At 70.0% G+C, this 25510-nt stretch carries 25 protein-coding genes and 1 tRNA gene; 1 reads left to right on the top strand and 25 read right to left on the bottom strand.

Features of this window, described 5'->3' with window-relative positions:
* Positions 1 to 182: 182 nt before the first annotated feature.
* The 17 genes from ABT078_RS02835 to ABT078_RS02755 all read right to left on the bottom strand — a co-directional run bounded on the left by ABT078_RS02835 (position 183) and on the right by ABT078_RS02755 (position 20448).
* Positions 183 to 620 carry a Cg1360 family ATP-synthase-associated protein gene (locus ABT078_RS02835; RefSeq protein ID WP_351223112.1) on the bottom strand — a complete coding sequence of 146 codons (438 nt, stop codon included), beginning with the start codon at positions 618 to 620 and terminating at the stop codon, positions 183 to 185.
* Between the two features lie 272 nt (positions 621 to 892).
* Positions 893 to 2224: an MraY family glycosyltransferase gene (locus ABT078_RS02830; RefSeq protein ID WP_351223110.1), complete on the bottom strand. Its 1332-nt coding sequence runs from the start codon at positions 2222 to 2224 to the stop codon at positions 893 to 895.
* Between the two features lie 112 nt (positions 2225 to 2336).
* On the bottom strand, positions 2337 to 3593 hold the full coding sequence (gene glyA, locus ABT078_RS02825) for a serine hydroxymethyltransferase (protein ID WP_351223108.1): 1257 nt from the start codon (positions 3591 to 3593) through the stop codon (positions 2337 to 2339).
* 604 nt (positions 3594 to 4197) lie between these two features.
* Positions 4198 to 4839, bottom strand: coding sequence for an arsenate reductase/protein-tyrosine-phosphatase family protein (locus tag ABT078_RS02820; protein ID WP_351223106.1), 642 nt, complete (start codon positions 4837 to 4839; stop codon positions 4198 to 4200).
* Positions 4836 to 5483 carry an L-threonylcarbamoyladenylate synthase gene (locus ABT078_RS02815; protein ID WP_351223104.1) on the bottom strand — a complete coding sequence of 216 codons (648 nt, stop codon included), beginning with the start codon at positions 5481 to 5483 and terminating at the stop codon, positions 4836 to 4838. The genes ABT078_RS02820 and ABT078_RS02815 overlap by 4 nt, the downstream gene beginning before the upstream one ends.
* Positions 5484 to 5526: 43 nt before the next feature.
* Positions 5527 to 6408: a peptide chain release factor N(5)-glutamine methyltransferase gene (gene prmC, locus ABT078_RS02810; RefSeq protein ID WP_351223102.1), complete on the bottom strand. Its 882-nt coding sequence runs from the start codon at positions 6406 to 6408 to the stop codon at positions 5527 to 5529.
* A 57-nt stretch (positions 6409 to 6465) separates the two neighbouring features.
* Complete coding sequence (gene prfA / locus ABT078_RS02805; RefSeq protein WP_351223100.1) at positions 6466 to 7542, bottom strand: peptide chain release factor 1; 1077 nt, start codon at positions 7540 to 7542, stop codon at positions 6466 to 6468.
* A gap of 104 nt (positions 7543 to 7646) precedes the next feature.
* Positions 7647 to 7871: a 50S ribosomal protein L31 gene (gene rpmE, locus ABT078_RS02800; RefSeq protein ID WP_351223098.1), complete on the bottom strand. Its 225-nt coding sequence runs from the start codon at positions 7869 to 7871 to the stop codon at positions 7647 to 7649.
* A gap of 190 nt (positions 7872 to 8061) precedes the next feature.
* Positions 8062 to 9153 (bottom strand): LCP family protein, encoded by a 1092-nt coding sequence (locus tag ABT078_RS02795; protein WP_351223096.1) that lies wholly within the window; start codon positions 9151 to 9153, stop codon positions 8062 to 8064.
* A 281-nt stretch (positions 9154 to 9434) separates the two neighbouring features.
* Complete coding sequence (locus ABT078_RS02790) at positions 9435 to 11099, bottom strand: trypsin-like serine protease (RefSeq protein WP_351223094.1); 1665 nt, start codon at positions 11097 to 11099, stop codon at positions 9435 to 9437.
* A gap of 230 nt (positions 11100 to 11329) precedes the next feature.
* Positions 11330 to 13327: a transcription termination factor Rho gene (rho, locus tag ABT078_RS02785; RefSeq protein WP_351223092.1), complete on the bottom strand. Its 1998-nt coding sequence runs from the start codon at positions 13325 to 13327 to the stop codon at positions 11330 to 11332.
* Positions 13328 to 13717: 390 nt separating this feature from the next.
* The gene (gene thrB / locus ABT078_RS02780) at positions 13718 to 14635 is read right to left on the bottom strand and encodes a homoserine kinase (RefSeq protein ID WP_351223090.1); all 918 of its coding nucleotides are present in this window, start codon (positions 14633 to 14635) and stop codon (positions 13718 to 13720) included.
* A gap of 269 nt (positions 14636 to 14904) precedes the next feature.
* Positions 14905 to 15972: a threonine synthase gene (gene thrC, locus ABT078_RS02775; RefSeq protein WP_351223088.1), complete on the bottom strand. Its 1068-nt coding sequence runs from the start codon at positions 15970 to 15972 to the stop codon at positions 14905 to 14907.
* Positions 15973 to 15978: 6 nt separating this feature from the next.
* A complete protein-coding gene (locus ABT078_RS02770; protein ID WP_351223086.1) occupies positions 15979 to 17271 on the bottom strand; it encodes a homoserine dehydrogenase in 1293 nt (430 codons plus the stop codon).
* Positions 17272 to 17383: 112 nt separating this feature from the next.
* A complete protein-coding gene (gene lysA / locus ABT078_RS02765) occupies positions 17384 to 18775 on the bottom strand; it encodes a diaminopimelate decarboxylase (protein WP_351223084.1) in 1392 nt (463 codons plus the stop codon).
* A gap of 19 nt (positions 18776 to 18794) precedes the next feature.
* The gene (nrtL, locus tag ABT078_RS02760; protein ID WP_351223082.1) at positions 18795 to 19793 is read right to left on the bottom strand and encodes an ArgS-related anticodon-binding protein NrtL; all 999 of its coding nucleotides are present in this window, start codon (positions 19791 to 19793) and stop codon (positions 18795 to 18797) included.
* A 172-nt stretch (positions 19794 to 19965) separates the two neighbouring features.
* Entirely contained in the window at positions 19966 to 20448 is a 483-nt protein-coding gene (locus ABT078_RS02755; protein WP_351223080.1) for a response regulator, read from the bottom strand.
* A gap of 280 nt (positions 20449 to 20728) precedes the next feature.
* On the opposite strand from ABT078_RS02755, the gene ABT078_RS02750 reads away from it, so the two are divergent.
* Positions 20729 to 20800, top strand: a tRNA-Arg gene (locus ABT078_RS02750).
* A gap of 257 nt (positions 20801 to 21057) precedes the next feature.
* Here ABT078_RS02750 and ABT078_RS02745 read toward each other — a convergent pair.
* From ABT078_RS02745 to ABT078_RS02710, 8 genes are all read right to left on the bottom strand, one after another.
* On the bottom strand, positions 21058 to 21354 hold the full coding sequence (locus ABT078_RS02745; RefSeq protein WP_351223078.1) for a GYD domain-containing protein: 297 nt from the start codon (positions 21352 to 21354) through the stop codon (positions 21058 to 21060).
* A 279-nt stretch (positions 21355 to 21633) separates the two neighbouring features.
* The gene (locus tag ABT078_RS02740; RefSeq protein WP_351223076.1) at positions 21634 to 23007 is read right to left on the bottom strand and encodes a tyrosine-type recombinase/integrase; all 1374 of its coding nucleotides are present in this window, start codon (positions 23005 to 23007) and stop codon (positions 21634 to 21636) included.
* Complete coding sequence (locus ABT078_RS02735) at positions 23004 to 23198, bottom strand: helix-turn-helix transcriptional regulator (protein WP_351223074.1); 195 nt, start codon at positions 23196 to 23198, stop codon at positions 23004 to 23006. The genes ABT078_RS02740 and ABT078_RS02735 overlap by 4 nt, the downstream gene beginning before the upstream one ends.
* The gene (locus ABT078_RS02730) at positions 23174 to 24493 is read right to left on the bottom strand and encodes a replication initiator (RefSeq protein WP_351223072.1); all 1320 of its coding nucleotides are present in this window, start codon (positions 24491 to 24493) and stop codon (positions 23174 to 23176) included. The genes ABT078_RS02735 and ABT078_RS02730 overlap by 25 nt, the downstream gene beginning before the upstream one ends.
* Positions 24494 to 24624: 131 nt before the next feature.
* A complete protein-coding gene (locus tag ABT078_RS02725; protein WP_502981141.1) occupies positions 24625 to 24912 on the bottom strand; it encodes a DUF6251 family protein in 288 nt (95 codons plus the stop codon).
* Positions 24909 to 25103 carry a hypothetical protein gene (locus ABT078_RS02720; RefSeq protein WP_351223068.1) on the bottom strand — a complete coding sequence of 65 codons (195 nt, stop codon included), beginning with the start codon at positions 25101 to 25103 and terminating at the stop codon, positions 24909 to 24911. The genes ABT078_RS02725 and ABT078_RS02720 overlap by 4 nt, the downstream gene beginning before the upstream one ends.
* A 10-nt stretch (positions 25104 to 25113) precedes the next feature.
* On the bottom strand, positions 25114 to 25305 hold the full coding sequence (locus ABT078_RS02715; protein WP_351223066.1) for a mobile element transfer protein: 192 nt from the start codon (positions 25303 to 25305) through the stop codon (positions 25114 to 25116).
* A complete protein-coding gene (locus ABT078_RS02710; RefSeq protein WP_351223064.1) occupies positions 25305 to 25496 on the bottom strand; it encodes a hypothetical protein in 192 nt (63 codons plus the stop codon). Before ABT078_RS02710 ends, ABT078_RS02715 begins: the two co-directional genes overlap by 1 nt.
* Positions 25497 to 25510 lie beyond the last annotated feature (14 nt).

The raw sequence follows: 25510 nt of genomic DNA, 5'->3' as shown, positions 1-25510 counted from the left end.
TGTCGGCGCGGCGCGCAGCCGCGAGTCGGCACCGGACTGGTGTTTCGGATGTGGGGGCGGCGGTCAGGCATCGAGGCCTCGCGTTCGAGCAGGCGTCAGCTCAGATGCCCGCGCCCGCAGTGCCGCAGTTGGAACCGGACGATAGCAGGATCTCGAACGGGCATTTATCCCGGCCCTACCCCTCATGCCGTCGACCCCGTCTTCTCGGGCTTTTCGGCCTTCGAGGAGTCGGGGTCGACGTAAAGAATCTTGGCCTTCATGTAGGCGCGTGCCTGCGCGGCCACCCAGACGAGGGTCGCCGCGAGCAGGGTGAAGGCCAGGGCCTTCCCGCTGAACAGCGTCGTGTCCTTGAACGCGGCCATGAAGACGAAGAGCAGCAGCAGCTGGGTGGTGTAGAGCATGAGGCCCATGGCCTGGAAAAGCTGCGGGAACTGCTTGGCGGTGCGCTGGAGCACCACCATCCCGATCCCCATGAAGAGGATGACCACCAGGGTGCCGACGACGGCGCCGATGGCACCCTTCCCGCCTGCGACGATGCCACTGATCACGGCGGCGACAGCGCCGGCGGCGGCAGTGGGTACGGCGGCCTGGAGGAGAGTGCGGGCGTCGTTGGACAGCATGGCGGCAGCTCCGCTTACGTGGGTGGGGGCAGTGGTGTCGTCATGGACGAGCGTAGAGCCGGTTCGAGGTGTGTCCCGTGGCCGAAGTGACCGTCGCACTACGGTCTTTCGGCTCTGTCTCCGGCTCTCGTGAACGGTATCACAAACTATTTGAATAGGTCTTTACCCGGGAGTGTGCCAACTCTCACACATGAGAGTGATCCTGCGCGTGTGTGCAGCATGGCGTACCAGTTTGTCTGGTATCGGGCGTGATTGCGGCACCGCTGACACCGTCAACCGGGAGTTCCGGCCTTACGCCGGTCCGTGAAACGTGCACGCGCGCCGATCGCGGTCGCTCCGTTGATGCCGGCGGGCACCGGAATCCGCTCCTCCGGCATCTCGTCGGCCATGCCGCCTTCGTCGTCGCACGAGAGCACGGGCACCGGCTGCTGCGGACGCTTGCGCCGGTAGCGCGGCGGCACGAAGGCCTCGGCCCAGCGCGGCGCGCGGGGGGTGAAGCGGGGCAGCAGCAGGAGGACCAGGCCGACGGCGCTGAGCACCACGATCGCGAAGACGATCCACATGGACGCGCTGTGCACGGAGTACAGGACGACGCCGAAGGCGATGAGCGCCGACCAGAAGTACATGATCAGCACGGCGCGGCTGTGCGAGTGCCCGATCTCCAGCAGTCGGTGGTGGAGGTGGCCGCGGTCGGCCGCGAACGGCGACTTGCCCTTCCACGTACGGCGGACGATCGCCAGCACCAGGTCCGCGAACGGGATCGCGATGATCGTCAGCGGCAGCAGCAACGGGATGAAGACCGGCAGTGCCGCGTGCGTGGCCTCGCGGGTACCGCCCTCGAACAGCTTCAGCGCGTCCGGGTCGACCTGGCCCGTCACCGAGATCGCGGACGCGGCCAGCACCAGGCCGATCAGCATCGAGCCGGAGTCGCCCATGAAGATCCGGGCGGGATGCATGTTGTGCGGGAGGAAGCCCAGGCACATGCCCATCAGGATCGCGGCGAACAGGGTCGCGGGGGCGGCCGCCTCGATCGTGTAGCCGAACCAGATGCGGTAGGCGTACAGGAAGAAGGCCGCGGTGGCGATGCAGACCATGCCGGCGGCAAGCCCGTCCAGGCCGTCGACGAAGTTCACCGCGTTGATGGTGATGACGACCAGGGCGACGGTCAGGAGCGTGCCCTGCCACTGGGTGAGAGCGACCGTTCCGATGCCCGGGATCGGCAGCCACAGGATCGTCAGACCCTGCGCCACCATCACGCCCGCGGCGATCATCTGCGCACCCAGCTTGATCAGCGCATCGATCTCGAACTTGTCGTCCAGGACCCCGACCAGCCAGATCAGCGCCGCCCCCGAGAGCAGGGCGCGCGGCTCGTTGGAGAGCTCGAAGACGCTGTTGAGGTTCGACAGATGGTCGGCGACGAGGAGCCCGGCGCACAGGCCGAAGAACATGGCGATGCCACCGAGCCGCGGTGTCGGTTCTCGGTGTACGTCACGCGCGCGGATCTCCGGCATCGCGCCGGTCGCGATGGCGAACTTGCGCACCGGACCGGTCAGCAGATAGGTCACCGCAGCCGTGACACAGAGCGTCAGCAGGTAATCACGCACGGGCTGCCCCACAGGAATCGCTGGCCATCTCAGCCCCACACCCTAGCTTTGTTGGCCATATGCATGAGGACATACGTACGGCGAAGACGGTTGCACGCAGTCCGATCTGCCCTTAATACGGAGGAAATCGCCCGGCCAGTTCCCGCACTTCTTCGCGCACGCGGCGGATGTCCTCGCCCTCCGCACGCAGCGCCGTGCCGAACAGCACAGCAATCCGGGCCATCTCCGCGTCGCCCATGCCCTGGGTGGTGACGGCCGCGGTCCCGAGCCGGATTCCGCGCCCGTCCCCGTAGGGCAGGGCGCAGGTGTCCAGGACGAGCCCCGCGGCCGCGAGCCGGCCACGTGCGGCGCGGCCGTCCACACCCAGTGGGGCGGGGTCAGCGGTGATGAGGTGGGTGTCGGTGCCGCCGGTGGTGATCGCGAACCCCTCCGCGGCCAGCCCTTCGGCGAGGACCCTGGCATTGGCGACGACCCGCTGGGCGTACGTCGTGAAGGCGGGGGTGGCCGCCTCGCCGAAGGCGACGGCCTTCGCGGCGATGGTGTGCATCTGGGCGCCGCCCTGGGTGAAGGGGAACACCGCCCGGTCGATGCGCTCGGCCAGATGGCTGCCGCAGAGGATCATTCCGCCGCGGGGACCACGCAGCACCTTGTGGGTCGTCGCGCAGACGACGTCGGCGTACGGGACGGGGCTCGGCGCCGCTCCCCCGGCGATCAGTCCCATCGGATGCGCGGCGTCCGCGATGAGATACGCGCCCACCTCGTCGGCGATCTCGCGGAACGCGGCGTAGTCCATGTGCCGGGGATACGAGATCGAGCCGCAGACGATGGCTTTCGGCCGGTTCTCGCGGGCGAGCCTGCGGACCTGGTCGTAGTCGAGGAGACCGGTCTCGGCGTCCACGCCGTACGGGACGAACTGGAACCAGCGGCCCGAGAAGTTGGCCGGGGAACCGTGCGTGAGGTGTCCGCCGAAGGCGAGCCCCATCGCGAGCACGGTGTCGCCGGGCCGCAGCAGCGCCGCGTACGCCGCGAGCACGGCGGACGAGCCGGAGTGCGGCTGCACATTGGCGTGCTCCGCGCCGAAGAGCGCGGTCGCGCGCTCGACCGCGATGCGCTCGGCGGCATCGACCAGCTCGCAGCCGCCGTGGTGGCGGGCGCCGGGGTAGCCCTCGGCGTACTTGTTGGCGAGCGGGGAGCCGAGGGCGGCGAGGACGGCGGGTGAGGTGAAGTTCTCGGCGGCGATCATCTGGAGGCTGTCGGCCTGCCGGGTGATCTCGCCGAGGATCACCTCGGCGATCTCCGGATCCTGCCGGCGCAGAGCCTCGAGCTCCGGCGCGTGGGGGGCGGCTGACGCTGCAGTGCTGACCGGCATCGTGGGCTCCGGGCCTCGCGTGGGACTACGGCCCCTCCAATGTAGGCCGGGCACCGCCGCCGCGCCCGGCATACGGCGCGGTCGTGTGCGGGTGAGCCCGGAGGCGCACGTGCGGGCGAGCCCCTCGGGGCCCAGCGACGTGGCCGGCACCGTCCAGCAGGCCCGCGCACCCGTCCTCGAGGGCCGTACGGGGGCTGATGCGACCGAGTCCGCCGGGCTCGACCCACCTGCCCGCCCTCGAAGCCCGCACGGGCCTGACGCGACCAAATACCGCCCGGCCCGACCCGCAACCCGCCCTCGACCCACCTGCCCGCCCTCGAAGCCCGCACGGGCCTGACGCAACCAAATACCGCCCGGCCCGACCCGCAACCCGCCCTCGACCCACCTGCCCGCCCTCGAAGCCCGCACGGGCCTGACGCGACCAAGTACCGCCCGGCCCGACCCGCAACCCGCCCTCGACCCACCTGCCCGCCCTCGAAGCCCGTACGGGCCTGACGCGACCGGGTCCGCCGGGCTCGACCCGCGCGCCCCGGCCTCGAACGCCGGACGGGCTCCACACGGACACTGGATGCCGCAGGAGGCAGAGCGCCGAGCGGCGAGCGGGTCAGCCGCGCGTCGGGACGCCCGTCAGGGCGGTGACCACGGGGTCCAGGGCCTGGTTGATCTCGTCGCCGATCGAGCGGAAGAAGGTGATCGGCGCCCCGTAGGGGTCGTAGACCTCGTCCGCCTCCGCGCTCGGCGCCAGCAGCCACCCGCGTAGAGCGGCGGCCGCACGCACCAGCGCCCGGGCTCGTTCGACGACGCCGTCGTCCAGGGGGTGCGGCAGCGTCGCCGGGTCTATCGCACGGACGAGGCGCGTGAACTCCTTCAGGGTGAAGGTGCGCAGGCCCGCCGAGTGGCCCATGGAGATGACCTGCGCACGGTGGTCGCGGGTCGCGGTCAGCACCAGGTCCGCACGGATGACGTGCTCGTCGAGCAGCTCACGGCCCACGAAACCGCTCGGGTCGGCGCCGAAGTCGGTGAGGACCGTCGCCGCGTTGGCCTCCATCGGGGCACCCTCGTGGCCCCAGGTCCCCGCGCTCTCCACGATCAGCCCACCGATCAGAGCATCGCCGAGGCGGTGGCTGAGGGCATGCCGGGTCAGCCGCTCGGTGATCGGCGAGCGGCAGACGTTGCCGGTGCTGACGTGGAGGATGCGGAAGGTGTTCTCCGTACCGCCTATGCCACGCCCCTCAGGGGCTGTCAATTGGCCACCTCGAGGTCGGGTACGACCTTCCGGAGCTCCTCCGCGTCCAGCGCGCCCGCACGCAGCAGGACCGGGACCTTCCCGGTGACGTCGACGATCGAGGACGGCACGATGCCGGGCGTGGGGCCGCCGTCGAGGTAGACGGAGACGGAGTCGCCGAGCATGTCCTGCGCGGCGTCGCAGTCCTCGGGCGCCGGGTGACCGGTGAGATTGGCGGACGACACGGCCATCGGGCCGACGTCCGTGAGCAGCTCGATGGCCACCGGGTGCAGCGGCATCCGGATCGCGACCGTGCCCCGGGTGTCACCGAGGTCCCACTGCAGCGACGGCTGGTGCCGGGCCACGAGCGTCAGCGCGCCCGGCCAGAAGGCGTCGACGAGCTCCCACGCCTGCTCCGAGAAGTCGGTGACCAGGCCGTGCAGCGTGTTCGGCGAGCCGATGAGGACCGGGGTGGGCATGTTGCGGCCGCGCCCCTTGGCCTCCAGCAGGTCGGCGACGGCCTCCGAGCTGAACGCGTCCGCACCGATGCCGTACACGGTGTCGGTGGGCAGCACGACGAGCTCGCCGCGGCGGACGGCCGATGCCGCTTCCCGCAGGCCGGTGGTGCGGTCCGTCGCGTCGTTGCAGTCGTATCGCCGAGCCATCAGCGGGCCTCCTCGTACCTGGACACGTACACAGTGCGGTTGATCACGGCATGGCCTTGCGGGCGGTCGCGAAGCGCGGGCGGTTGTTCAGGTCGGGGTGGTCGGCCGCGTCCGCCCAGCCGGCCTCCTCGTTGAAGATCCACGGCACCTGGCCGCCCTGGGTGTCGGCGTGCTCGACGACCACGAGACCGCCGGGCCGCAGCAGCCGGTGCGCGGTGCGCTCGATGCCGCGGATGGTGTCGAGGCCGTCCTCACCGGAGAAAAGGGCCATCTGCGGGTCGTGGTCACGCGCCTCGGGGGCGACGTACTCCCACTCGGTGAGCGGGATGTACGGCGGGTTGGAGATGACCAGGTCGACCTGGCCGTCGAACTCGGGGAGGGCGCTCAGAGCGTCGCCCTGGTGGACGGTGACCCTGGACCCCTCGGCGTTCTTGCGCGTCCAGCCGATCGCGTCCTCGGACAGCTCCACGGCGTGCACGCGCGAGCGCGGTACCTCCTGCGCGACGGCCAGGGCGATGGCACCGGAGCCGGAGCACAGGTCGACCACGAGCGGCTCGACGACGTCCATGGCACGCACCGCGTCTATGGCCCAGCCGACGACCGACTCGGTCTCGGGCCGGGGCACGAAGACACCGGGGCCGACCTGGAGCTCCAGATAGCGGAAGAAGGCACGTCCGGTGATGTGCTGCAGCGGCTCACGCGCCTCGCGGCGGGCGATGGCCTCCCAGTAACGCGCGTCGAAGTCCGCGTCCTTGACCAGGTGCAGCTCGCCGCGCTTCACGTCGTGGACGAACGCGGCGAGCTCCTCCGCGTCGAAGCGGGGCGAGGGCACGCCGGCGTCGGCCAGCCGCTGGGTGGCCTGGGCCACCTCGGCAAGCAGCAGGGATCGGGGGTACGGGGGTCGTCCCCCGGGGAGCGACGGCACGCTGGTCCTCCGGGCTGGGCGGTTCGTTCGGTGCGCGGCTCTCGCCACCGGTACGGCTCAGGCAGCGGCGAGCTTCGCCGCGGAGTCGGCGTCGACGCAGGCCTGGATCACGGCATCCAGTTCCCCGTCGAGCACCTGGTCCAAGTTGTACGCCTTGAATCCGACGCGGTGGTCCGAGATCCGGTTCTCCGGGAAGTTGTACGTACGGATCTTCTCGGAGCGGTCGACCGTGCGGACCTGGCTGCGGCGGGCGTCCGCGGCTTCCTGCTCGGCCGCTTCCTGGGCCGCGGCGAGCAGCCTGGAGCGCAGGATACGCAAGGCCTGCTCCTTGTTCTGGAGCTGGCTCTTCTCGTTCTGGCAGGAAGCGACCACTCCGGTCGGGAGGTGCGTGATGCGCACCGCGGAGTCGGTCGTGTTGACGGACTGGCCGCCGGGTCCGGACGAGCGGTAGACGTCGATGCGCAGATCGTTGGGGTTGATCTCGACGTCCACCTCCTCGGCCTCGGGGGTGACGAGCACACCGGCCGCGGACGTGTGGATACGGCCCTGCGACTCGGTGGCCGGCACACGCTGCACGCGGTGCACGCCGCCCTCGTACTTGAGCCGCGCCCAGACACCCTGACCGGGCTCGGTCGCGCCGTTGCCGCCCTTGGTCTTCACCGCGACCTGGACGTCCTTGTAGCCGCCCAGCTCGGACTCGGTGGCGTCGATGATCTCGGTCTTCCACCCGACGCGCTCGGCGTAGCGCAGGTACATCCGCAGCAGGTCGCCGGCGAACAGCGCCGACTCGTCGCCGCCCGCGCCGGCCTTGATCTCCAGGATGACGTCCTTGTCGTCGCTGGGGTCGCGCGGGACGAGCAGCAGACGGAGCTTGTCGGTGAGCTCCTCGCGCTGCTTCTCCAGCTCCTTGACCTCGGCGGCGAAGTCGGGATCGTCGTGGGCGAGCTCCCGGGCCGTCTCGATGTCGTCCCCGGTCTGCTTCCAGGCGCGGTACGTGGTGACGATCGGGGTCAGCTCGGCGTACCGCTTGTTGAGCTTGCGCGCATTCGCCTGGTCCGCGTGGACCGAAGGGTCGGCGAGCTTCTTCTCGAGATCGGCGTGCTCGCCGATCAGTTCCTCGACCGCCTCGAACATCGGGGGCTCCTGGTTTCTTGCATGATGTGGCTGCTGGGGAGACGGCAAAGCGCCGGTCCCGGCCGCCCCGCACAGGGGCAGCCGAAGACCGGCGCAGTGGCTCGCTACTTCTTGGCGGAGCCGGCAGCCTTGCCGAAGCGGGCCTCGAAGCGGGCCACACGGCCACCGGTGTCGAGGATCTTCTGCTTGCCCGTGTAGAACGGGTGGCACTCGGAGCAGACCTCGGCGCGGATGGTGCCGGCCTGGATCGTGCTGCGGGTGGTGAACGACGCGCCGCAGGTGCAGCTCACCTGGGTCTCGACGTACTCGGGGTGGATGTCGCGCTTCAAGGTGTCTCCTAGTTTCGGGAGGGCACCGGGTCGCACACGCGGGATGCGCGTACGTGAACCGGGGCCGACGTACCAGTCTGCCAGGACTGGCCGCATCTCCCAAAACCGGGGTCGGTCCGCAGGTATTCCTGGGGCACGCCCGCGGCGATACGCCCGAGGCGCGCCCGCGGTACGCACGAAGTGATCCCGGCTACTGCACGATGTCCTCGGCCAGGCCGTCCGCGGTGCCCTTGGTGGCGGACGCGGGGATCGGGAGGTCGTTCTGGAGGGCGGTCCAGACCTGCTTGCCCTGCTTCTTCAGCGGCACGACCCGGTTGGGGTCGATCCTGTCGTAATCGACGGGCATCGTGATCATCGTGACGTCCTCGGCGCCCAGTCCCTTCAGCCCGTTCGCGAAGCCGACGAGTTCCTGGACCGAGTCGAGCTCGGAGTCGGTCGTGATCGCCTTGGTGGCGCTGTCGGCCAGGTCGTACAGCTTCTTCGGGCTGCTGAACACGCCGACGTCCCTGACCTGCTGGATCAGTGCCTTGATGAAGGCCTGCTGGAGCTGGATCCGGCCCAGGTCGCTGCCGTTGCCGACAGCCTTGCGGGTGCGGACGAGTCCGAGGGCCTGCTCCCCGTCGAGGGTGTGGGTGCCGGGCTCGAGGTCGAGGTGGCTCTTGGAGTCGTTGATCGCCTCGGTGGTGGTGATGTCGACGCCGCCGAGCTCGTCGATGATCTTCTTGAAGCCGGTGAAGTCGACCTCTATGTAGTGGTCCATGCGGATGCCGGAGATCTTCTCGACGGTCTTGACCGCGCAGGCGGGGCCGCCGACCTCGTAGGCGGTGTTGAACATGGCGCGGCTCTCGCCGTCGATCGCCTTGCCGTCGCCGTCGGCGCACTGGGGCCGGTCTATGAGGGTGTCGCGGGGCACGGAGACCACCGAGGCCTTCTTGTGGCCCTCGTAGACGTGCACGATCATCGCGGTGTCGGAGCGGGCGCCGCCGTCGTCGGCCCCGTACTTGCCGTTGGCCCCGGAGCGCGAGTCGGAGCCGAGGACGAGGATGTCCATGGAGCCGTTGTCGACGTTGTCGGGACGGTTCTTGCCGAGCTGGGCGTTGATGTCGACGCTCTGGATGTTGTCGTTGAGCCTGAAGTAGACGTAGCCGGCTCCGGACCCGCCGATGAGTACGAGGCCGGCCGCTGACCAGGCGGCGAGGGCCGCGCCACGGTGTCCCGCGCTGCGCTGCTTGCGGCGCCTGCCCGTGGCTCGTATTCGACTGCCCTTGGTCTGGTCGGCCATATCTCCTCAAGCCCTCGTAGGTTCTGCTGCCCCCCGGCCGTCGTGTTCAGGCACGGTTTGTCCACCCTGTCAAGCTTTGTTACGCCACTGGTGAGACGGCGGAGTGCGCAGAAGGGTTGCACGGGGTCCTGAGAGGTGAGTGAGAAAAGGGCCGTGCCCACCGTGGTGGACACGGTGGGCACGAACCCTGTTTCACCTGCTGTTTCGTCTCGGTCACCGCCCTGACCCAGCGGGCCGGGGGTGTGACCGGGATCTCTTGTCGGTCTCCTGCTGCGGCCTGCTCAGCCGAAGAGGTTGTAGCCGGAGAAGCCGGTGCCGGCCTGGACCGGCGCACGCAGCGTTCCCGTGGTGGTGCCGTTGCCCCGGTGGAGCTGGAGCGCGCCGTTGGAGGTGCGGGTCACCACGTCGGGCTTGCCGTCGCCGGAGACGTCACCGGGCGTGACGATGAGGTTGTACGTGCCCCACGACGAGGCCTGCAGGACCGGCGCCCCGAACGGGGCCGCGGCGTTGCCGGTGCCCGGGATCAGGTAGAGCGCGGTGCTGCTGCTGTTGCGGACGAGCAGGTCGGTGAGGCTGTCGCCGTTGAAGTCACCGTGGCCGCGGACCGCGTTGTACTTCTGGTAGCCGGAGCCGATGACCTTGAGGGTGCCGACGCCGCCGGCGCCGTTGCCCGGCAGGACCACGAGCGCACCGGACGAGGAGACGCCGACCACGTCGGGGAGGGCGTCGCCGGTCACGTCACCGGGAGCGAGGATCGCACGGTAGGTGCCGAACCCGGCGGCGATGCGGCCGGAGACGTACGTCGACGAGGTGGGGCTGCGACGGACCCAGCGGAGCTCGCCGTTGGAGGTCTGGCGGACCACGAAGTCCTGGTAGCCGTCCCGGTTGAGGTCGGTCTGCGCCACGATGTTGTAGCCCGAGTACGTGCCCGAGAACGCGGTCTTCGTGGAGAAGCCGACGCCGTTGGACGTGAAGCTGTAGTCCGCACCGGCGGACGTACGGGCGAACAGGTCGGCGCGGCCGTCACGGGTGAGGTCCGTGTCGTCGATCCGCGGCTGGACCGCCGACTTCAGGTTGGCGACGTGGGCGAACGCCTCGTAGGCACCGACCACGTTGCACAGCTGCTGGCCGTCCGCGGAGTTGATGCCCCAGGAGACGACGCCGACGACCTTGCCCTTGACCAGGACCGGACCGCCGGAGTCACCCGGGCAGGGCGTCTTGCCGGTGGCGTCGCTGCCCGTACCGGCCTGGCCGGCGCAGAACATGGTGCCGTTGTCCTGGAAGAACGGGTCGAGGTTCTCCAGGCACTCCTGGTTCGAGTGCAGCGGCAGCACGACCTGCTGGAGCGTCGACGCGAGCGTGGCGGAGTCGGCGTCCGACGAGGTCAGGCCCCAGCCGAGCGTGATGCTGTTGGTGCCCGCGTTGTACGACGCGAGGTCGCCGGGGCCGGCGAGCGGCAGCGGCTTGTACGGCAGCGGCTTGGAGAGCGTCAGGACGGCGATGTCGTTGCTGAACGTCTCGGTGCTGTAGCCGGGGTGGACCCACTGGCGGCTGACGTTGACAGCGGTGCCCTCGGAGTTCGTGGGGCCGCCGACGAGCTTCGAGGTGCCGGCCAGGATCAGGCCGTCACGCGCGAAGTCGAGCGGGCTGCCGAACTCGTCGGTGACACAGTGCGCGGCGGTGAGGACCTTGTTGGGGGCCACCAGCGTGCCACCGCAGTTGAAGTACAGGTAGCCGTCGTCGTAGAAGTCGAACAGCAGCTGCACCATGTACGGCGCGCTGCTGAACGAGGTGGTCGTGCCGCCGATGATGCGCGGCGACGGCGTCCCGGACTTCGGCGGGGCGTCCGCGACCTTGTAGCCCTTCGGGGCCCGGAACTGGGGCTCGGTCTCGTCCGCCTGGGCGCTGAACGCGAAGGCGCCGGCGGCGAGGGAGAGTGCGGCCACACCGGCCGCTATGAGTCTGCGGACCCGGTGAACGGGTCTGCCATGGCGCGATGCGCGCACGCGTGTCTCCATGAGTATGGGTGAAACGACAAAGGAGGCCGCGTGGGGGAACGGCTGGTGAAGTGTAGGTGGCCGTTGGTGGGGAACGGCTGCCCGATACTACAAACAGAGGGCCCGCTCCGTCACTCGCGTAACGGAACGGGCCCTCAATTGGGCAGAGTTGTCCAGAATCAGTCGTTGCCGTTGCCCGGCGCCGGCGTCGTCTTCTGGATCTGCAGCAGGAACTCGGCGTTCGACTTCGTCTGCTTCATCTTGTCGAGCAGCAGCTCGATCGCCTGCTGCTGGTCGAGCGCGTGCAGCACCCGGCGCAGCTTCCAGACGATGGAGAGCTCATCGGCACCGAGCAGGATCTCTTCCTTACGGGTGCTGGACGCGTCGACGTCCACCGCCGGGAAGATGCGCTTGTCGGAGAGCTTCCGGTCGAGCTTGAGCTCCATGTTGCCGGTGCCCTTGAACTCCTCGAAGATCACCTCGTCCATGCGCGAGCCGGTCTCGACCAGCGCGGTGGCCAGGATGGTCAGCGAGCCGCCGTCCTCGATGTTGCGCGCGGCGCCGAAGAAGCGCTTCGGCGGGTAGAGCGCGGTCGAGTCGACGCCACCGGACAGAATGCGTCCGGAGGCCGGGGCCGCCAGGTTGTAGGCGCGGCCCAGACGGGTGATCGAGTCCAGCAGGACGACCACGTCGTGACCCAGCTCGACGAGACGCTTCGCGCGCTCGATGGCCAGCTCGGCGACCGTGGTGTGGTCCTCGGCCGGGCGGTCGAAGGTCGAGGAGATGACCTCGCCCTTCACCGACCGCTGCATGTCGGTGACCTCTTCCGGACGCTCGTCGACGAGGACGACCATCAGGTGGCACTCGGGGCTGTTGACCGTGATCGCGTTGGCGATCGCCTGCAGAATCATGGTCTTGCCGGTCTTCGGCGGGGCCACGATCAGGCCTCGCTGGCCCTTACCGATCGGCGACACGAGGTCGATGATGCGGGTGGTCAGCACACCCGGGTCGGTCTCCAGACGGAGCCGGTCCTGCGGGTAGAGCGGGGTCAGCTTGTTGAACTCCGGGCGGCCACGGCCGGATTCGGGCGCCATGCCGTTGACGGAGTCCAGGCGGACCAGCGCGTTGAACTTCTCGCGGCGCTCGCCCTCCTTGGGCTGGCGGACCGCGCCGGTGACGTGGTCACCCTTGCGCAGACCGCTCTTGCGGACCTGGGCCAGCGACACGTACACGTCGTTCGGACCGGGCAGGTAGCCGGAGGTCCGGATGAAGGCGTAGTTGTCGAGGATGTCCAGGATGCCCGCGACGGGGATCAGAACGTCGTCCTCGGAGACCTGCGGCTCGCCGGTCGCGAAGTCGTCGCGGCCACGGCGGCCACGGCGGTCGCGGTAGCGCCCACGGCGTCCGCGCCGACCGCTCTCGTCGTCGAAGTCGTCCTGCGGCCCGCCGCCCTGGCGCTGCTGCTGGCCGCCGCCCTGCTGGCGCTGGCCGCCCTGCTGGTCGTCGCCCTTGCCGCCGCGCCGGTCACGGTCGCGGTCGCGGTCGCGCCGACCGTCGCGCTGACGGTCGCCGCGCTCGCCGCGGTCACGCTGACGGTCGCCCCGGCGGCCCTCCGCCGTGTCCGTGGCGGCCTCGGCCCTGGCCTCGGGCTGCGCCTCGGTCCTGGCCTCGGTCTTGACGTCGCCCTTCGGCTCGGCCTGTGCGGCCTCGCCCTCGGGACTGCCGGCGGGTGCGGTGGCACGGCGACGACGGCGTTCGCCGGCCGGGGCGTCCTCGCTGGCGGGCTGACCGGGAATGTCGATCTGCTGCTGGGCGACGGCCTTCTCGGCCTTCGGCTCGGCTGCCGCGGTGCTCTCCTCGCCCGCACGGGCCCTGGAGGTGGCACGCCGCTTCGGCTTGGCCTCGGCCTCGCCCGCATCGGCGCTCTTCGCCGGGGCTGAGCCTCCGGCCTGCGCCTCCTTGATGACCTCGATCAGCTGGCTCTTGCGCATGCGCGCGGTGCCCCTGATGCCGAGGCCGGACGCGACCTGCTGCAGCTCGGCCAGGACCATGCCCTCGAGGCCGGTGCCGGAGCGGCGGCGCCGTGAGGTGGTGCCAGTGGCAGCACCTGCGGCGGGCGCGGTGGTGTCGACGTTGCTGTCGGCAGTCACGCCCATCAGATCGGTGGTGTCGCTCACGAAGGGTCCTTCCCTGGAGCGGACGTCGGCCTTCTGGCTCGGCGACCGGTTGTGCTGTCCGACGGCGGTCTGTGATCTTGCGGATCGCGGACCGAAGCCGGGGCGGTGGTCCCGCCGGGTACGGCGGAAGAGATGTACGTGCAAGGCCCGGCCCGAGTCCCCCTGCTCGGCCCTCTCCTGGGAAAGCGAGGGGTGTCGTGCCGGTTCCGGAGCGTGCTCGAAACTGCTCAGGCAGGCTGCTCAGGCAGTTGGGGAGGCTCCCGGAAGAATGGGTGGTCCCGGATGGGGACACGAAGCACCGCACCACAAGAATGTGGGCTGCGTACTTGAGGTTAACACTACCGGCTCCAACAAACATTCCCCCTCTCCATCACCGGCAATCCCGTGTCGCTACGAAGCGAGCGGCAGGACACTCGCTCCCGCAGCGTCGAGGGCCAGCCGGTTCGCCGCCCAGCCCTCGCCCGCCAGTCGTGCGACCTTGTCGGCCGCACCGCCCTCGGCCAGCGCGAGCACCGTGGGGCCAGCGCCGGAGATGACTGCTGGGACGCCGTCCGCGCGCAGTCGGTTGACAAGTTCCACGCTCTGCGGCATCGCGGGAGCCCGGTACTCCTGGTGGAGCCGGTCCTCGGTGGCGGGCAGCAGCAGCTCGGGGCGCCTGGTCAGGGCCTCGACGAGCAGTGCGGCACGGCCCGCGTTGGCCGCGGCGTCGACGTGCGGAACCGTACGCGGCAGCAGGCCGCGCGCGGTCTCGGTGAGCACCGGCTTCGACGGCACGAAAACCACCGGAACGATGGAATCGGACGGATCCATCCTGATGGCCCGCGCCGCGCCGGCGTCGGTCCAGGCAAGAGTGAAGCCGCCGAGAAGACAGGCGGCGACATTGTCCGGGTGCCCCTCGATCTCGGTGGCGAGCTCCAGCAGCGCCGCGTCGTCGAGCCGGGCGTCGCCGCCTATGGTCACCGCGCGCGCGGCGACGATGCCGGCGCAGATGGCCGCGGACGACGAGCCCAGGCCACGGCCGTGCGGGATGCGGTTGGCACAGACGACCTCGAGGCCGCGCGGCTGCCCGCCGAGGAGGTCGAAGGCCGTGCGCAGCGAGCGCATGAGCAGATGGCTCTCGTCGCGGGGCAGCGTCTCGGCGCCCTCGCCGGCGATGTCGATGTGCAGACCGGAGTCCGCCACCCGGACGACGACGTCGTCGTACAGCCCCAGCGACAGGCCGAAGGCATCGAAGCCCGGCCCGAGGTTGGCGCTGGTCGCGGGGACGCGCACCCGGACGGCGGCGGCGCGGAACGCAGGACCGGCCATCGCTCGACGACACTCCTTGGTTCTGATCGGCGGGATGACGAGGTTTTGACGAATGTACGAGGACCCGTGGGCCGCGAACACGGCAACTCCGCGGCATATGCGCGGGCGGGTCAGTACAGCCTATCGAAGGAAGGTTGAGCGGCGACATAGGGCGCATGGGAGGCGCACGATGCGTGTCGCAAGCCTCCCATGCTCCTTCTGTACGAGGTGGGTCGCACGTGCCGCATACACGTAGGGCGCGCAACGCGGACAGGTACGCGACCTGGGCCCTACGCGAGCCCGAGCCGCTCGGCGGCAGCCACCGCGTCCACCGGCACCGTGACGGGCTGGGGCGCTCCGGCGACAGCCCAGTCCGGGTCCTTGAGGCCGTTGCCGGTGACCGTGCAGACGATCTTCTGCCCGCGGTCGACCTTGCCCTCCTCGGCGGCCTTCAGCAGACCGGCCACGGACGCGGCCGACGCCGGCTCCACGAAGACGCCCTCGCGCGTGGCCAGCAGCTTGTAGGCGCGCAGGATCTGACGGTCGGTCACCTCGTCGATGAAGCCGCCCGACTCGTCCCGGGCCGCCAGCGCGAACTCCCAGGACGCCGGGTTGCCGATGCGGATCGCGGTGGCGATGGTCGACGGGTCCTTGACGACCTCGCCGCGCACGATCGGCGCGGAGCCGGAAGCCTGGAAGCCCCACATGCGGGGGGTGTGCGCGGCCAGCTCGTCCGCCGCGTACTCCTTGTAACCCCGCCAGTACGCCGTGATGTTGCCGGCGTTGCCGACGGGCAGCACATGGACGTCGGGGGCGTCGCCGAGCGCGTCGACGATCTCGAACGCCGCGGTCTTCTGGCCCTCGATACGGACCGGGTTGACCGAATTGACCAGCGCCACCGGGTAGTTCTCGGAGAGGCCACGGGCCAGCACCAGGCAGTCGTCGAAATTGCCGTCGACCTGGAGGATCTTCGCGCCGTGGACCAGCGCCTGGCCCAGCTTGCCCATCGCGATCTTGCCCTGCGGGATCAGCACGGCGGAGACCATTCCGGCGCGGCCGGCGTATGCGGCGGCGGAGGCGGAAGTGTTGCCGGTGGAGGCGCAGATGACGGCCTTCGCACCCTCCTCCTTGGCCTTGGTGATCGCCATGGTCATACCGCGGTCCTTGAAGGATCCGGTCGGGTTCGCACCCTCGACCTTGAGATACACCTCACAGCCGGTGGCCTCGGAGAGCGTCTGGGCGTGTACGAGCGGCGTGCCGCCCTCGCCGAGCGTGACGACCGGCGTCGTGTCCGTGACCGGGAGCCGGTCCCGGTACTCCTCGATGATGCCGCGCCACTGGTGAGTGCGAGTGCTCATGGGTGCTTACTCTCCTTCAACCCGCATGATGCTGGCGACACCACGCACGGTGTCGAGATTGCGCAGCGCCTCGACGGTCCCCGAGAGGGCGGCGTCGGGCGCGCGGTGGGTGACGACGACGAGCGATGCCTCGCCGTCCTTGCCCGTCTGGCGCACCGTGTCGATGGATACGCCGTGCTCGGCGAAGACCGTCGCGACCTGGGCGAGGACGCCCGGCTTGTCGGCCACGTCGAGGCTGATGTGGTACCGCGTCACGACGTCGCCCATGGGGCTCACGGGCAGCTGCGTGTACACGGACTCGCCGGGCCCGGTGGCCTCGGCGAGCTTGTTGCGGCAGACCGCGACCAGGTCGCCGAGGACCGCGGAGGCGGTCGGGGCGCCGCCGGCGCCGGGCCCGTAGAACATGAGGCGCCCGGCGGCCTCGGCCTCGACGAAGACCGCGTTGTACGCCTCGCGGACGGAGGCCAGCGGGTGGCTGAGCGGGATCATCGCGGGGTGGACGCGGGCCGTCACGGACTTCCCGTCCGCCGCCCGCTCGCAGATCGCCAGCAGCTTGATGGTGCAGCCCATCTGCCTGGCGGAGGCGAAGTCGGCGGCCGTGACCTCGGTCATGCCCTCGCGGTAGACGTCGTCGAGGCGTACGCGGGTGTGGAAGGAGATCCCGGCGAGGATCGCGGCCTTGGCCGCGGCGTCGAAGCCCTCGACGTCGGCGGTCGGGTCGGCCTCGGCGTATCCGAGGGCGGTGGCCTCGTCGAGTGCCTCGGAGTAGCCGGCGCCGGAGGTGTCCATCTTGTCGAGGATGAAGTTCGTGGTGCCGTTGACGATGCCGAGGACACGGTTGACCTTGTCGCCGGCGAGCGACTCGCGCAGCGGCCTGATCAGCGGGATCGCGCCGGCGACAGCGGCCTCGAAGTAGAGGTCCTGGCCGTGTTTCTCGGCGGCGGCGTACAGCGTGGCGCCGTCCTCGGCGAGCAGCGCCTTGTTGGCGGAGACGACGGAGGCGCCGTGCTCGAAGGCGCGGGTGATGAGGGAGCGGGCGGGCTCGATGCCGCCGATGACCTCCACCACCACGTCGATGTCGTCGCGCTCGACCAGGCCCTTGGCGTCGGTCGTCACGAGGTCCCGGTCGATGCCCTCACGGACCTTGGAGGGACGGCGGACGGCGATCCCTGCGAGTTCCACCGGGGCGCCGATGCGCGCGGCCAGGTCGTCGGCGTGCGTCGTCATGATGCGCGCCACCTCTGAGCCGACCACTCCACAGCCCAGCAGCGCCACCTTCAGCGGTCGCGTACGCGTCATTCGACCTACGCCTTTCATCGAGCACAGCCGTTCCGTCGGCAGAGTGCGATCCAGTCTCACTCACCGGACGGGGCTTTCTGTTCCCCGTCCGGATCCTGAGACATTCATTTCATTACCCGACATCGAGACGCAGAAGATCTTCCTCCGTCTCACGCCGGACGATCACGCGCGCCTCTCCGTCCCTGACCGCGACGACGGGCGGGCGGAGTGCGTGGTTATAGTTGCTGGCCATCGAGCGGCAGTACGCGCCTGTGGCGGGCACCGCGATCAGGTCGCCGGGCGCCAGATCGGCGGGCAGGAACGCGTCCCTGACGACGATGTCGCCGCTCTCGCAGTGCTTGCCGACGACCCGGACGAGCATCGGCCCGGCGGTCGACGTACGCGAGACGAGCGCGACGCTGTAGTCGGCGTCGTACAGCGCGGTGCGGATGTTGTCGGACATGCCGCCGTCGACGCTGACGTACGTACGCAGCCCCTCGAGCCGCTTGATCGTGCCGACCTCGTACAGCGTGAACGCCGTCGGTCCGACGATGGCGCGGCCGGGCTCGACCGAGATGCGAGGCGTGCGCAGCCCGGCCGCCTCGCACTCGCGGGTGACGATCTCGCCGAGCGCCTTGGCGATCTCATGGGGCTCGCGCGGGTCGTCGTCCGAGGTGTACGCGATACCGAGGCCGCCGCCGAGGTCGATCTCGGGCAGCTCGACGCCGTGCTCGTCCCGGACGGCCGCGAGCAACTGGACGACGCGGCGGGCGGAGACCTCGAAGCCGGCCATGTCGAAGATCTGCGAGCCGATGTGGGAGTGGATGCCGATGAGTTCGAGCCCGTCGAGCTGGAGCGCCCGGCGCACGGCCTCGGCCGCCTCGCCGCCCGCGAGCGCGATCCCGAACTTCTGGTCCTCGTGGGCGGTGGCGATGAACTCGTGGGTGTGCGCCTCGACGCCGACGGTGACGCGGATCTGGACGCGCTGGCGCCTGCCGAGGGACTGGGCGATGTGCGCGACGCGGACGATCTCCTGGAAGGAGTCGAGGACGATGCGCCCGACGCCGGCCTGTACGGCCCTCTCGATCTCGTCGGCGGACTTGTTGTTCCCGTGGAAGGCGATGCGCTCGGCAGGCATTCCGGCATCGAGTGCGGTGGTGAGCTCGCCGCCGGAGCACACGTCAAGGTTGAGCCCCTCCTCCTTCAGCCAGCGCACGACGGCGCGGCTGAGGAAGGCCTTCCCGGCGTAGAACACGTCGGCGTCCTTGCCGAACGCGTCGGCCCAGGCACGGCAGCGGGCACGGAAGTCGGTCTCGTCGAGGAAGTAGGCAGGAGTGCCGAACTCCTCGGCGAGCCTTGCCACATCGATCCCGCCGACCGTGACGACGCCGTCGTCGTCGCGGCGCACGGTGCGCGCCCAGACCTTCTCGTCGAGGGCGTTGAGGTCGGTGGGCGGCGGGGTGTAGTGCCCCTCGGGCAGGACATCTCCGTGACGGGGCCCGGCCGGGTGCGCTGAACGGCTCATGCTGTCTCTCTCACATCCACTACAAGTATTCGGGTGCGCTGATGCCGAGCAGGGCCAGGCCGCCGGCCAGCACCGTCCCGGCGGCTTCGGCGAGTGCGAGCCGGGACCGGTGGGCGGCCGAGGGTTTCTCGTCGCCGCGGGGCAGCACGGTGTGCTGGAAGCCGAGGAGTGCGTCGGCGGTGGTCTCCAGGTGCCGCGCGAGCCGGTCGGGCGCGCGAAGGCGGGCGGCGGAGGCGAGGACCGCGGGGTGATCGCCCATGGCGGCGAGGAGAGCGGGTGCGTCGACGTCGTCCTCGTACCGGCCGGGCATGCCGAGCCGTGTGGCGCCGCGGGTGAGGGCCCGGCTGCGGGAGTACGCGTAGCGCACCCGGAAGAGCGGGTTGCCCTCGCTCTGTACGAGAAGGTCGTCGTCGAGCTTCGGATGATCGTGACCGGCGGCGCGGAGCAGCGCCCAGCGGGCGGCGTCGGGGCCGAGCCGCTCGAAGAGCCCGTCTCCGTGGCCGTCGCGGTCGTCGCGTACGGGAACGGCCGTGATCCGTTCCTCGCCGCCCGGCTCGATGCGGGCGTCGACGCCCTGGGCGCGCAGCAGCCGCACGACGGTGTCGGTGACGATGGCGGCGCGGAGCCCGTCGGCGGGCGCGAAGGAGAGGCGCGTCCCGGCAAGGCCGTCGCCGTAGCCGTACCGCGGTCCCTGCTCGCGTACGGCACGGAGGGTCGCGGCGGCGGAACCCTGCGCCAGGGTGAAGTTCAGGAACCCGGGTCCGGTGATCTCGACCTGTGCGATGCCGGGGGCGCCGTCGATGCGCGCCCGCAGGATCTCGGCGACCTCACGAGTCTGCCGCCCGGCGGGCCCGGCCAGCCGCAGCGCGACATTGGTGGCGTAGTCCCCGCGCCCCCCGGGCCGGGGCCGCTCGATCTTGACCCGGTCGGGCACCGCCCCGCGCACCCCCAGGGCACCCTCCTCGACCGCACGGCGCACGGCGCCCAGCACGGTATGGGAGAGCTCTGCGGGGGTCACGGGACAAGCGTATGGGAGGAAGGGGGTGTGATCGCGAACCGGTTTCGCCATCCGGGCAGCCGTCGGTCACCCTCCCGGGCTCAGCCCTGCGGGCCGACGGACTACAGGTCTACGGTCCGCGGGCCCAGTGGCCCACGGATCTACCGGCCTACGCAGCCACGGGCCGACGGATTCAGCCCCGGGTGCTCCCCGCCCGCCCGGCACCATGCCTGCCGTCGACTGACGGCGGGCCCTCCCGATGCGTCAACCGCCGCACGAGCCGCACCAGCTCGGCCGGCTCGAACGGCTTCGCGAGAAAGGCGTCCACCCCGGCGGCGAGCCCGGTCTCCACCTCATACTGCGTACACGCGCTGATGATCGCCACCGGCACGCTCCTGGTCCGCGGATCGGCCCGCAGCCGAGCGGCGGTCCGCAGCCCGTCGAGCCGCGGCATCACCACATCGAGCGTGATCACATCCGGCCCCACCTCGTGCACGACGTCCAGGCACTCGGCACCATCGGCCGCGGTCACGACCTCGAAGCCCTCCAGCTCGAGATTGACCCTGATCAGCTGCCGAATGACCCTGTTGTCATCAACAACGAGCACCCGGCCGGAAGCGCCTGACACAACTCGAGAGTAGGTCCCGCAGCCGGGCCGCGTCCGGGTTTTCCCCACTTCCGACCCGCGCGGGGGACGCGGGGGGTGTGGGGGACGCCGGCGTGGGGCCTGCGGGGTGGCGGGCGCGCGGGCGCACAGGGGGCCGACGGCTCGGGGCGGTGGGCGCGTGAGGGCCGGCGTGGGGTGTGCGTGGGGCCTGCATGGGGCCTGCGTGGGCTGCGGAACCCCCGCGGTGACCTGCGCGGAAACGGCACTCGTGACAGCCCGGAAATACCTGTTCACGGCCACCCCGCAGGAGCTGGTAGGGTTCTACCCGTCGCCGCCGAGAGCGGTGAACGCCCCCGTAGCTCAGGGGATAGAGCAACGGCCTCCGGAGCCGTGTGCGCAGGTTCGAATCCTGCCGGGGGCACCCTTGATGAGGTGCCCAAAGACCCCGCCACCAGCGAGAACGCTGAGGACGGGGTCTTCGCGTATACGCAGCCGCACGCCGCTCGGAGCGGCCGTATGTCGGGGTCTGTGGACTATTCGTGGACAGGATCTTGATGGCATCCACCCAGGTCAGTCCACCGAAATAACGACGACTCCGAACGTGTCCACGGGCGTCGGAGCGCACCGCCGTGAGCGTGTCACTCGTACTCGCGTAACAGGTCCTCGATCTGAAAGTCCTCAGCCCGAGGCTTTGGCGATGATGCGGTCCATCTCCTCCCGGCCGAAGGCCCGCAGGGTCGTGGTACGGACGTTGCCCAACCCGCCGACCTGCAGGAGCACCGCGGTGGCGGTCTCGTCGTCAGGCGCCTCTACGACGGCCACGGCGTCGTACGGACCGACGGTCCAGAAAATGCTCAGGACCTTCGCCCCGAGCCTCTGTGCCGCTGCGGCGAAGGCCTCGGCGCGCTGCAGGGTGTCCTTGTAGCCCCGGACCCCCTGATCGGTCCAGTTCAGCAACGTGACAAACGTCGGCATGGCGTTTCACCCCTATGAAAGGAGACACAACACATCGTGAGCCAATCCTGGGCGTCATGCACATAATGCGCATACGAAGCGCACCAGAATGAGTGATACGAGCGATCAGCGATCGAACTCCTCAACCGGTCGTCAGCTCGTCGGATCACCGAGTCCCGGAGCTCACCGCCGTGGACTGTTCTGTGGACAGGAATGCCGGGCATCGGCCCAGGTCGGCCCGCGACATGGCGAAGGCCCCCGGAAAGGTCCAGGGGCCTCGGGGCGTGCCGTCGTCTGCGGTCACTCGTACTCGCGCAACAGGTCCTCGATCCGGCGGTTCGCCACCTCCTGCCTGCCGTCGAGGCACTTGGCGTATCGACTGAGCAGGACCTCAACGCTGTTGCCCGCGCGCTCGGCTACCTCGGTCGCGTCCACCCCGGCGTTGAGCCACGTGGAGAGCGCAGAGTGCCGCAGGTCATACGGGCGCCGGGCGAGCGGCGAGGCGACCACGGCCGGCGGGAGCGCCAGCGTGCGGGCTTCCTGCCAGGCCCGGTAGTAGGTCGAGGACGAGACCACTCCCCCGTTCTCGCTGAAGAACAGGCGGCCGTCGTCGGCGGTCCCGAAGGTGTCGATGTGCTCGCGGAAGATGCTCACGAGCTGGGGAGGAATGGGAACGCGCCGGACGTCCTCGTTCGGACGGTTCTTCAGCCCGCGGTCGTCGTGGCTCTCGCCGGAGTCGGTCCACTGCTTGCCCACGCTCGGACGCGTCCGATGGAGGAGCGCAGAGCCCCACCCGGAGGTGGGGAGCGTCAGGTCCGGCTCGGCCAGGCCCACCACCTCGGCAGGCCGGAAGCCCCCGAAGTACATCCCGGCGAACAGCCCCATGAGGCGCCGGCCGCGGGCCCTCCGGTAGCCGCCGACGTACGAGACTGCGGTGAGCAGCGACCGGGCCTGTTCAGGGTTGGCCACGACCCGGGGGTCCACCTCGCTGGACACCTTCGGCTTCTGCCAGCGCACGGCTGTGAGGGGATTCTCCTTGAACTCCCCCAGGTCGACCGCGTAGTGAACGGCGTTTACGAGGGTGCGTCGCTTTCGCCGTACGGTCTCTGCAGCAGCCACGGTGCCGTCCAACTTGAGCTTGAGCGAGTCGAGCACGGCGCGCCCGATCACCGGGTCGGCCAGGTCGGCCAAGGGCCGCGAGGCCTTGGCGGCCCAGTGGAGTGCGTTGCCGATCTCTGCGGGCAGCTCCCGCTCGTCCGGGCCGGGGAGGACAAAGGCCCAGTTGCGCAGGGCTTTGCGGAGCAGTAGATCGGCCGGCCGTCCGGGCCGATCGTCGAGTAGTGCCATGGTGACCGAGGCCAACGATTCGTTGATGCCGTCCCGCGTATTCGGTGCGGCGTGCGGCCATTTCATCGCGAGGTACTTCAGTGCGAAGGCGTACCAGGTCAGAGCCGATTTCTTCTCCGCCATGGAAGCGGGAAGACCCATCTCAGTGTCGAATTCCTCGCCGTCGCGGGTTGCTCGCATCAGCTTCGAGCGGTAGTTGTCGGCGAGCCCTTTGGTCCTGAAGGATTCGGAGAAGACCTGGCCGGCGACCGACCAGCGCACGTCGTAGGACGGCTTCTGGGTGTTCCGCTTCCGGACACCCCAGACCTTCACATCGAGGGATTTCATGCCGCTTCCTCCAGCTGCCGCAACCATGCGCTGAAGTCGCTTCGCCAGACACGCAACTCACCGTTGGGCAGCTTGAACGCGGTCGGTCCGATCCCCAACTCCCGCCATCGGTAGAACGTCCGACGAGACACCCCGCCCAACTCGTTCAGTACCTGGGGCACGGTCATCAGTTCGTCGCGCCGACGGTCCATGTCGGCTCTCCTTCCGTTCCGGGGGCGGGTTCGAGTGATTCGGCGAGCCATGCCTCGCCTCGGGACAGGCCGGTGCCGGCGAAGACCCAGTGGGCGAGGGCGAGCGTGGTTTCGCCGTCCTGTGGAACAGGTGGAGCCGCTTGGGCCCGTCGCCAGTCGGCGCGGGCGTCGCGGAGGGCGCCGAGGGTGGTGGAGTAGCGGCGGGACTTGGTGGAGAAGTGGCCGCGAAAGCCGAGCATGTGGGCCCAGGCGCGCAGGCGGAGGTGTTCGAGGTCTCTGCGGGCGCCGAGGGTCCAAGCGGTGCGGATCATGCGGCGTGCGTGCTCGGTGATCCGGGCCTGTGCCAGCTCGGCGAGGAAGCGGATCGGCCGGTCCAGGGTGCCGGTCGCCGTCTCGGCGCCCTTGGTGGCGTACTTGGCGATGTACGCCGCTACGGCCCGCTCGGTCAGCTCCTGGCCGTCGTCGAAGTCGGCGGATCGGATCGGGCGAACGTCGAGCTGTCGACCGAAGGTGAAGCGGTGCGCCCGGCCGTCGATCTCCGGTCCGGAAACGTGCGCGGCGGTAGCAGCAGCCCCGATCGCGTCGCTCAGCAGCTCGGCCGTGGCCCAAGCCGGGGGCGAGGTGTCGCCACCCTCGGGACCGTCGATGCGGATCACTGCGTGAAAGTGGACGGCGCCTCGCTTCTGGTACTCGGCCACCTTGGCGAAGGAGATCCGAGCGTGGTCCCGGAACGCCCTCTGGGTGAGACCGGCACGCTTGGCGACCTCTCGGCGGAGGTAGATCGAGAAACGCCGCCACAGGTCACCGGCGTGCGCGTTCCACAGCACAGCGGCTTCGTAGTCGTAGGTGTCAGGGTCGAGTGGTGTCCCCAGGACGGCATCGCCCTCGTCGTGCCGGATGCCGCAGCGGCAGTCCCGGCCGCCGGACGGGCGGTTGTGGACCGGGCCGAAGCTCGGCGCGGTGAAGGTGGCGAACACGCGCGGGTGAGTGGCGACCCTTTCCGGGGTGCCCTTGCCGCCGCGTAGTCCGGCGGTGATGACGTGATAGGTGTCGCGGCGGTAGGTCTCGGCGCAGGCCGCGCAACGGGTGGCCCGGCGGTTGTTGCATCGGACGAGCAGTTGGCCGGCGGGGAGGGCGACGGAGTCGAGGCGGTTCAGGATCCTGCCGATCTCGCCGGTCGTGGTGTCGACCGCGTATTCGGTGCGGTGGCCGTCAAGGCGTACGGGGCGTGTGCAACCGCCCAGGGTGGAGAGTTGGCGGGCCAGCTCGGGCATGGTGCCGAGAGAGGCCAGCATGGAGAGTTCCGCCAGCGGGGGCGGAGTCTGCCGGGTGATGATGGGAGTTCCTTTCGGCTGTTTCGGCGGTTGGGAGGGACGGCCCTCGGGGCGGCGGGATGCTTGGCGGCTTGTTGCCGCCCCGGGGCCGGTCAGCGCTGGTTCGCGCCGTTGAGGAGAGAGCGCAGGACCACGGCGGCGATGGCCACGGACACGGCCGAAAATGCGACGGCCGCCAGGAGCGCGGTGAGTACGACTCCGACAACGGCCACGGCGGCGACCGCGGCGACACCCACCCCCACAGACGGGGTGAGCGGGCGGCCGACGGTGCGATCCGGGACGTGAGCTTGCGGGATGTGCGTGGTGATGCTCGGAACGTGCGGAGTGTCGGGCAGCTTGGGGCGGAACATGGCTGGACTCCTCATCGGTCGGGTTGTCATTCGCGCGTGCCGTTGACGACGTCGACCCCGGAGCGGGTGCCGGACTCGATGGCAGGGGCAAGGAAGGTGTGCGAGAGCCAGAAGCCGAACAGGGCGATCACGACGGCGACCCACAGGCGGATGCCGAGGAACTTGATCGCGGCCCAGGCGATGACGCCCAGGACGAAGACGAGCGGCAGAGAGACGGTCATCGGTGTCTCCTCAGTGGGCGGGGCAGCGGTGGGTGCGAGCGGCCAGCTCGGCGGCGGCCCGGCTGTCGTAGTCCGTGGAGAAGCCGCAGCGCGGAGCCGTACAGGCGGCGGTGTGCTTCTCGCGGCCCCGGCCGTCGTAGTAGGTGCCGACCCGCACGGGACCGATGCGGACGACACCGCGGAAGCGGCGGTTGACGGGCATCAGGGGGTCTCCCTACTGGTGTCGCCGGTGAAGTCGGCGGCGTGTTCGGCGAGCCAGCGCAAGATCTCGTCGCCCTCGTAGCTGTCTGCCGCGAGGATCACCGGCTCGGCGATCAGCACGGCTTCGGTAAGGCGGTTCTGTCGGGTCAGCTCGGCAGCGCGCTTCAGCGCGCGGAGCGTGGACGGGCGCACGGGGAAAGGTCCTC

This window comes from Streptomyces sp. NPDC002133 (assembly GCF_040296405.1).
Classification (GTDB): Bacteria; Actinomycetota; Actinomycetes; order Streptomycetales; family Streptomycetaceae; genus Streptomyces.
Note: the sequence above shows the minus strand (reverse complement) of the source record. Positions and strands in the feature narration are given on the sequence as shown.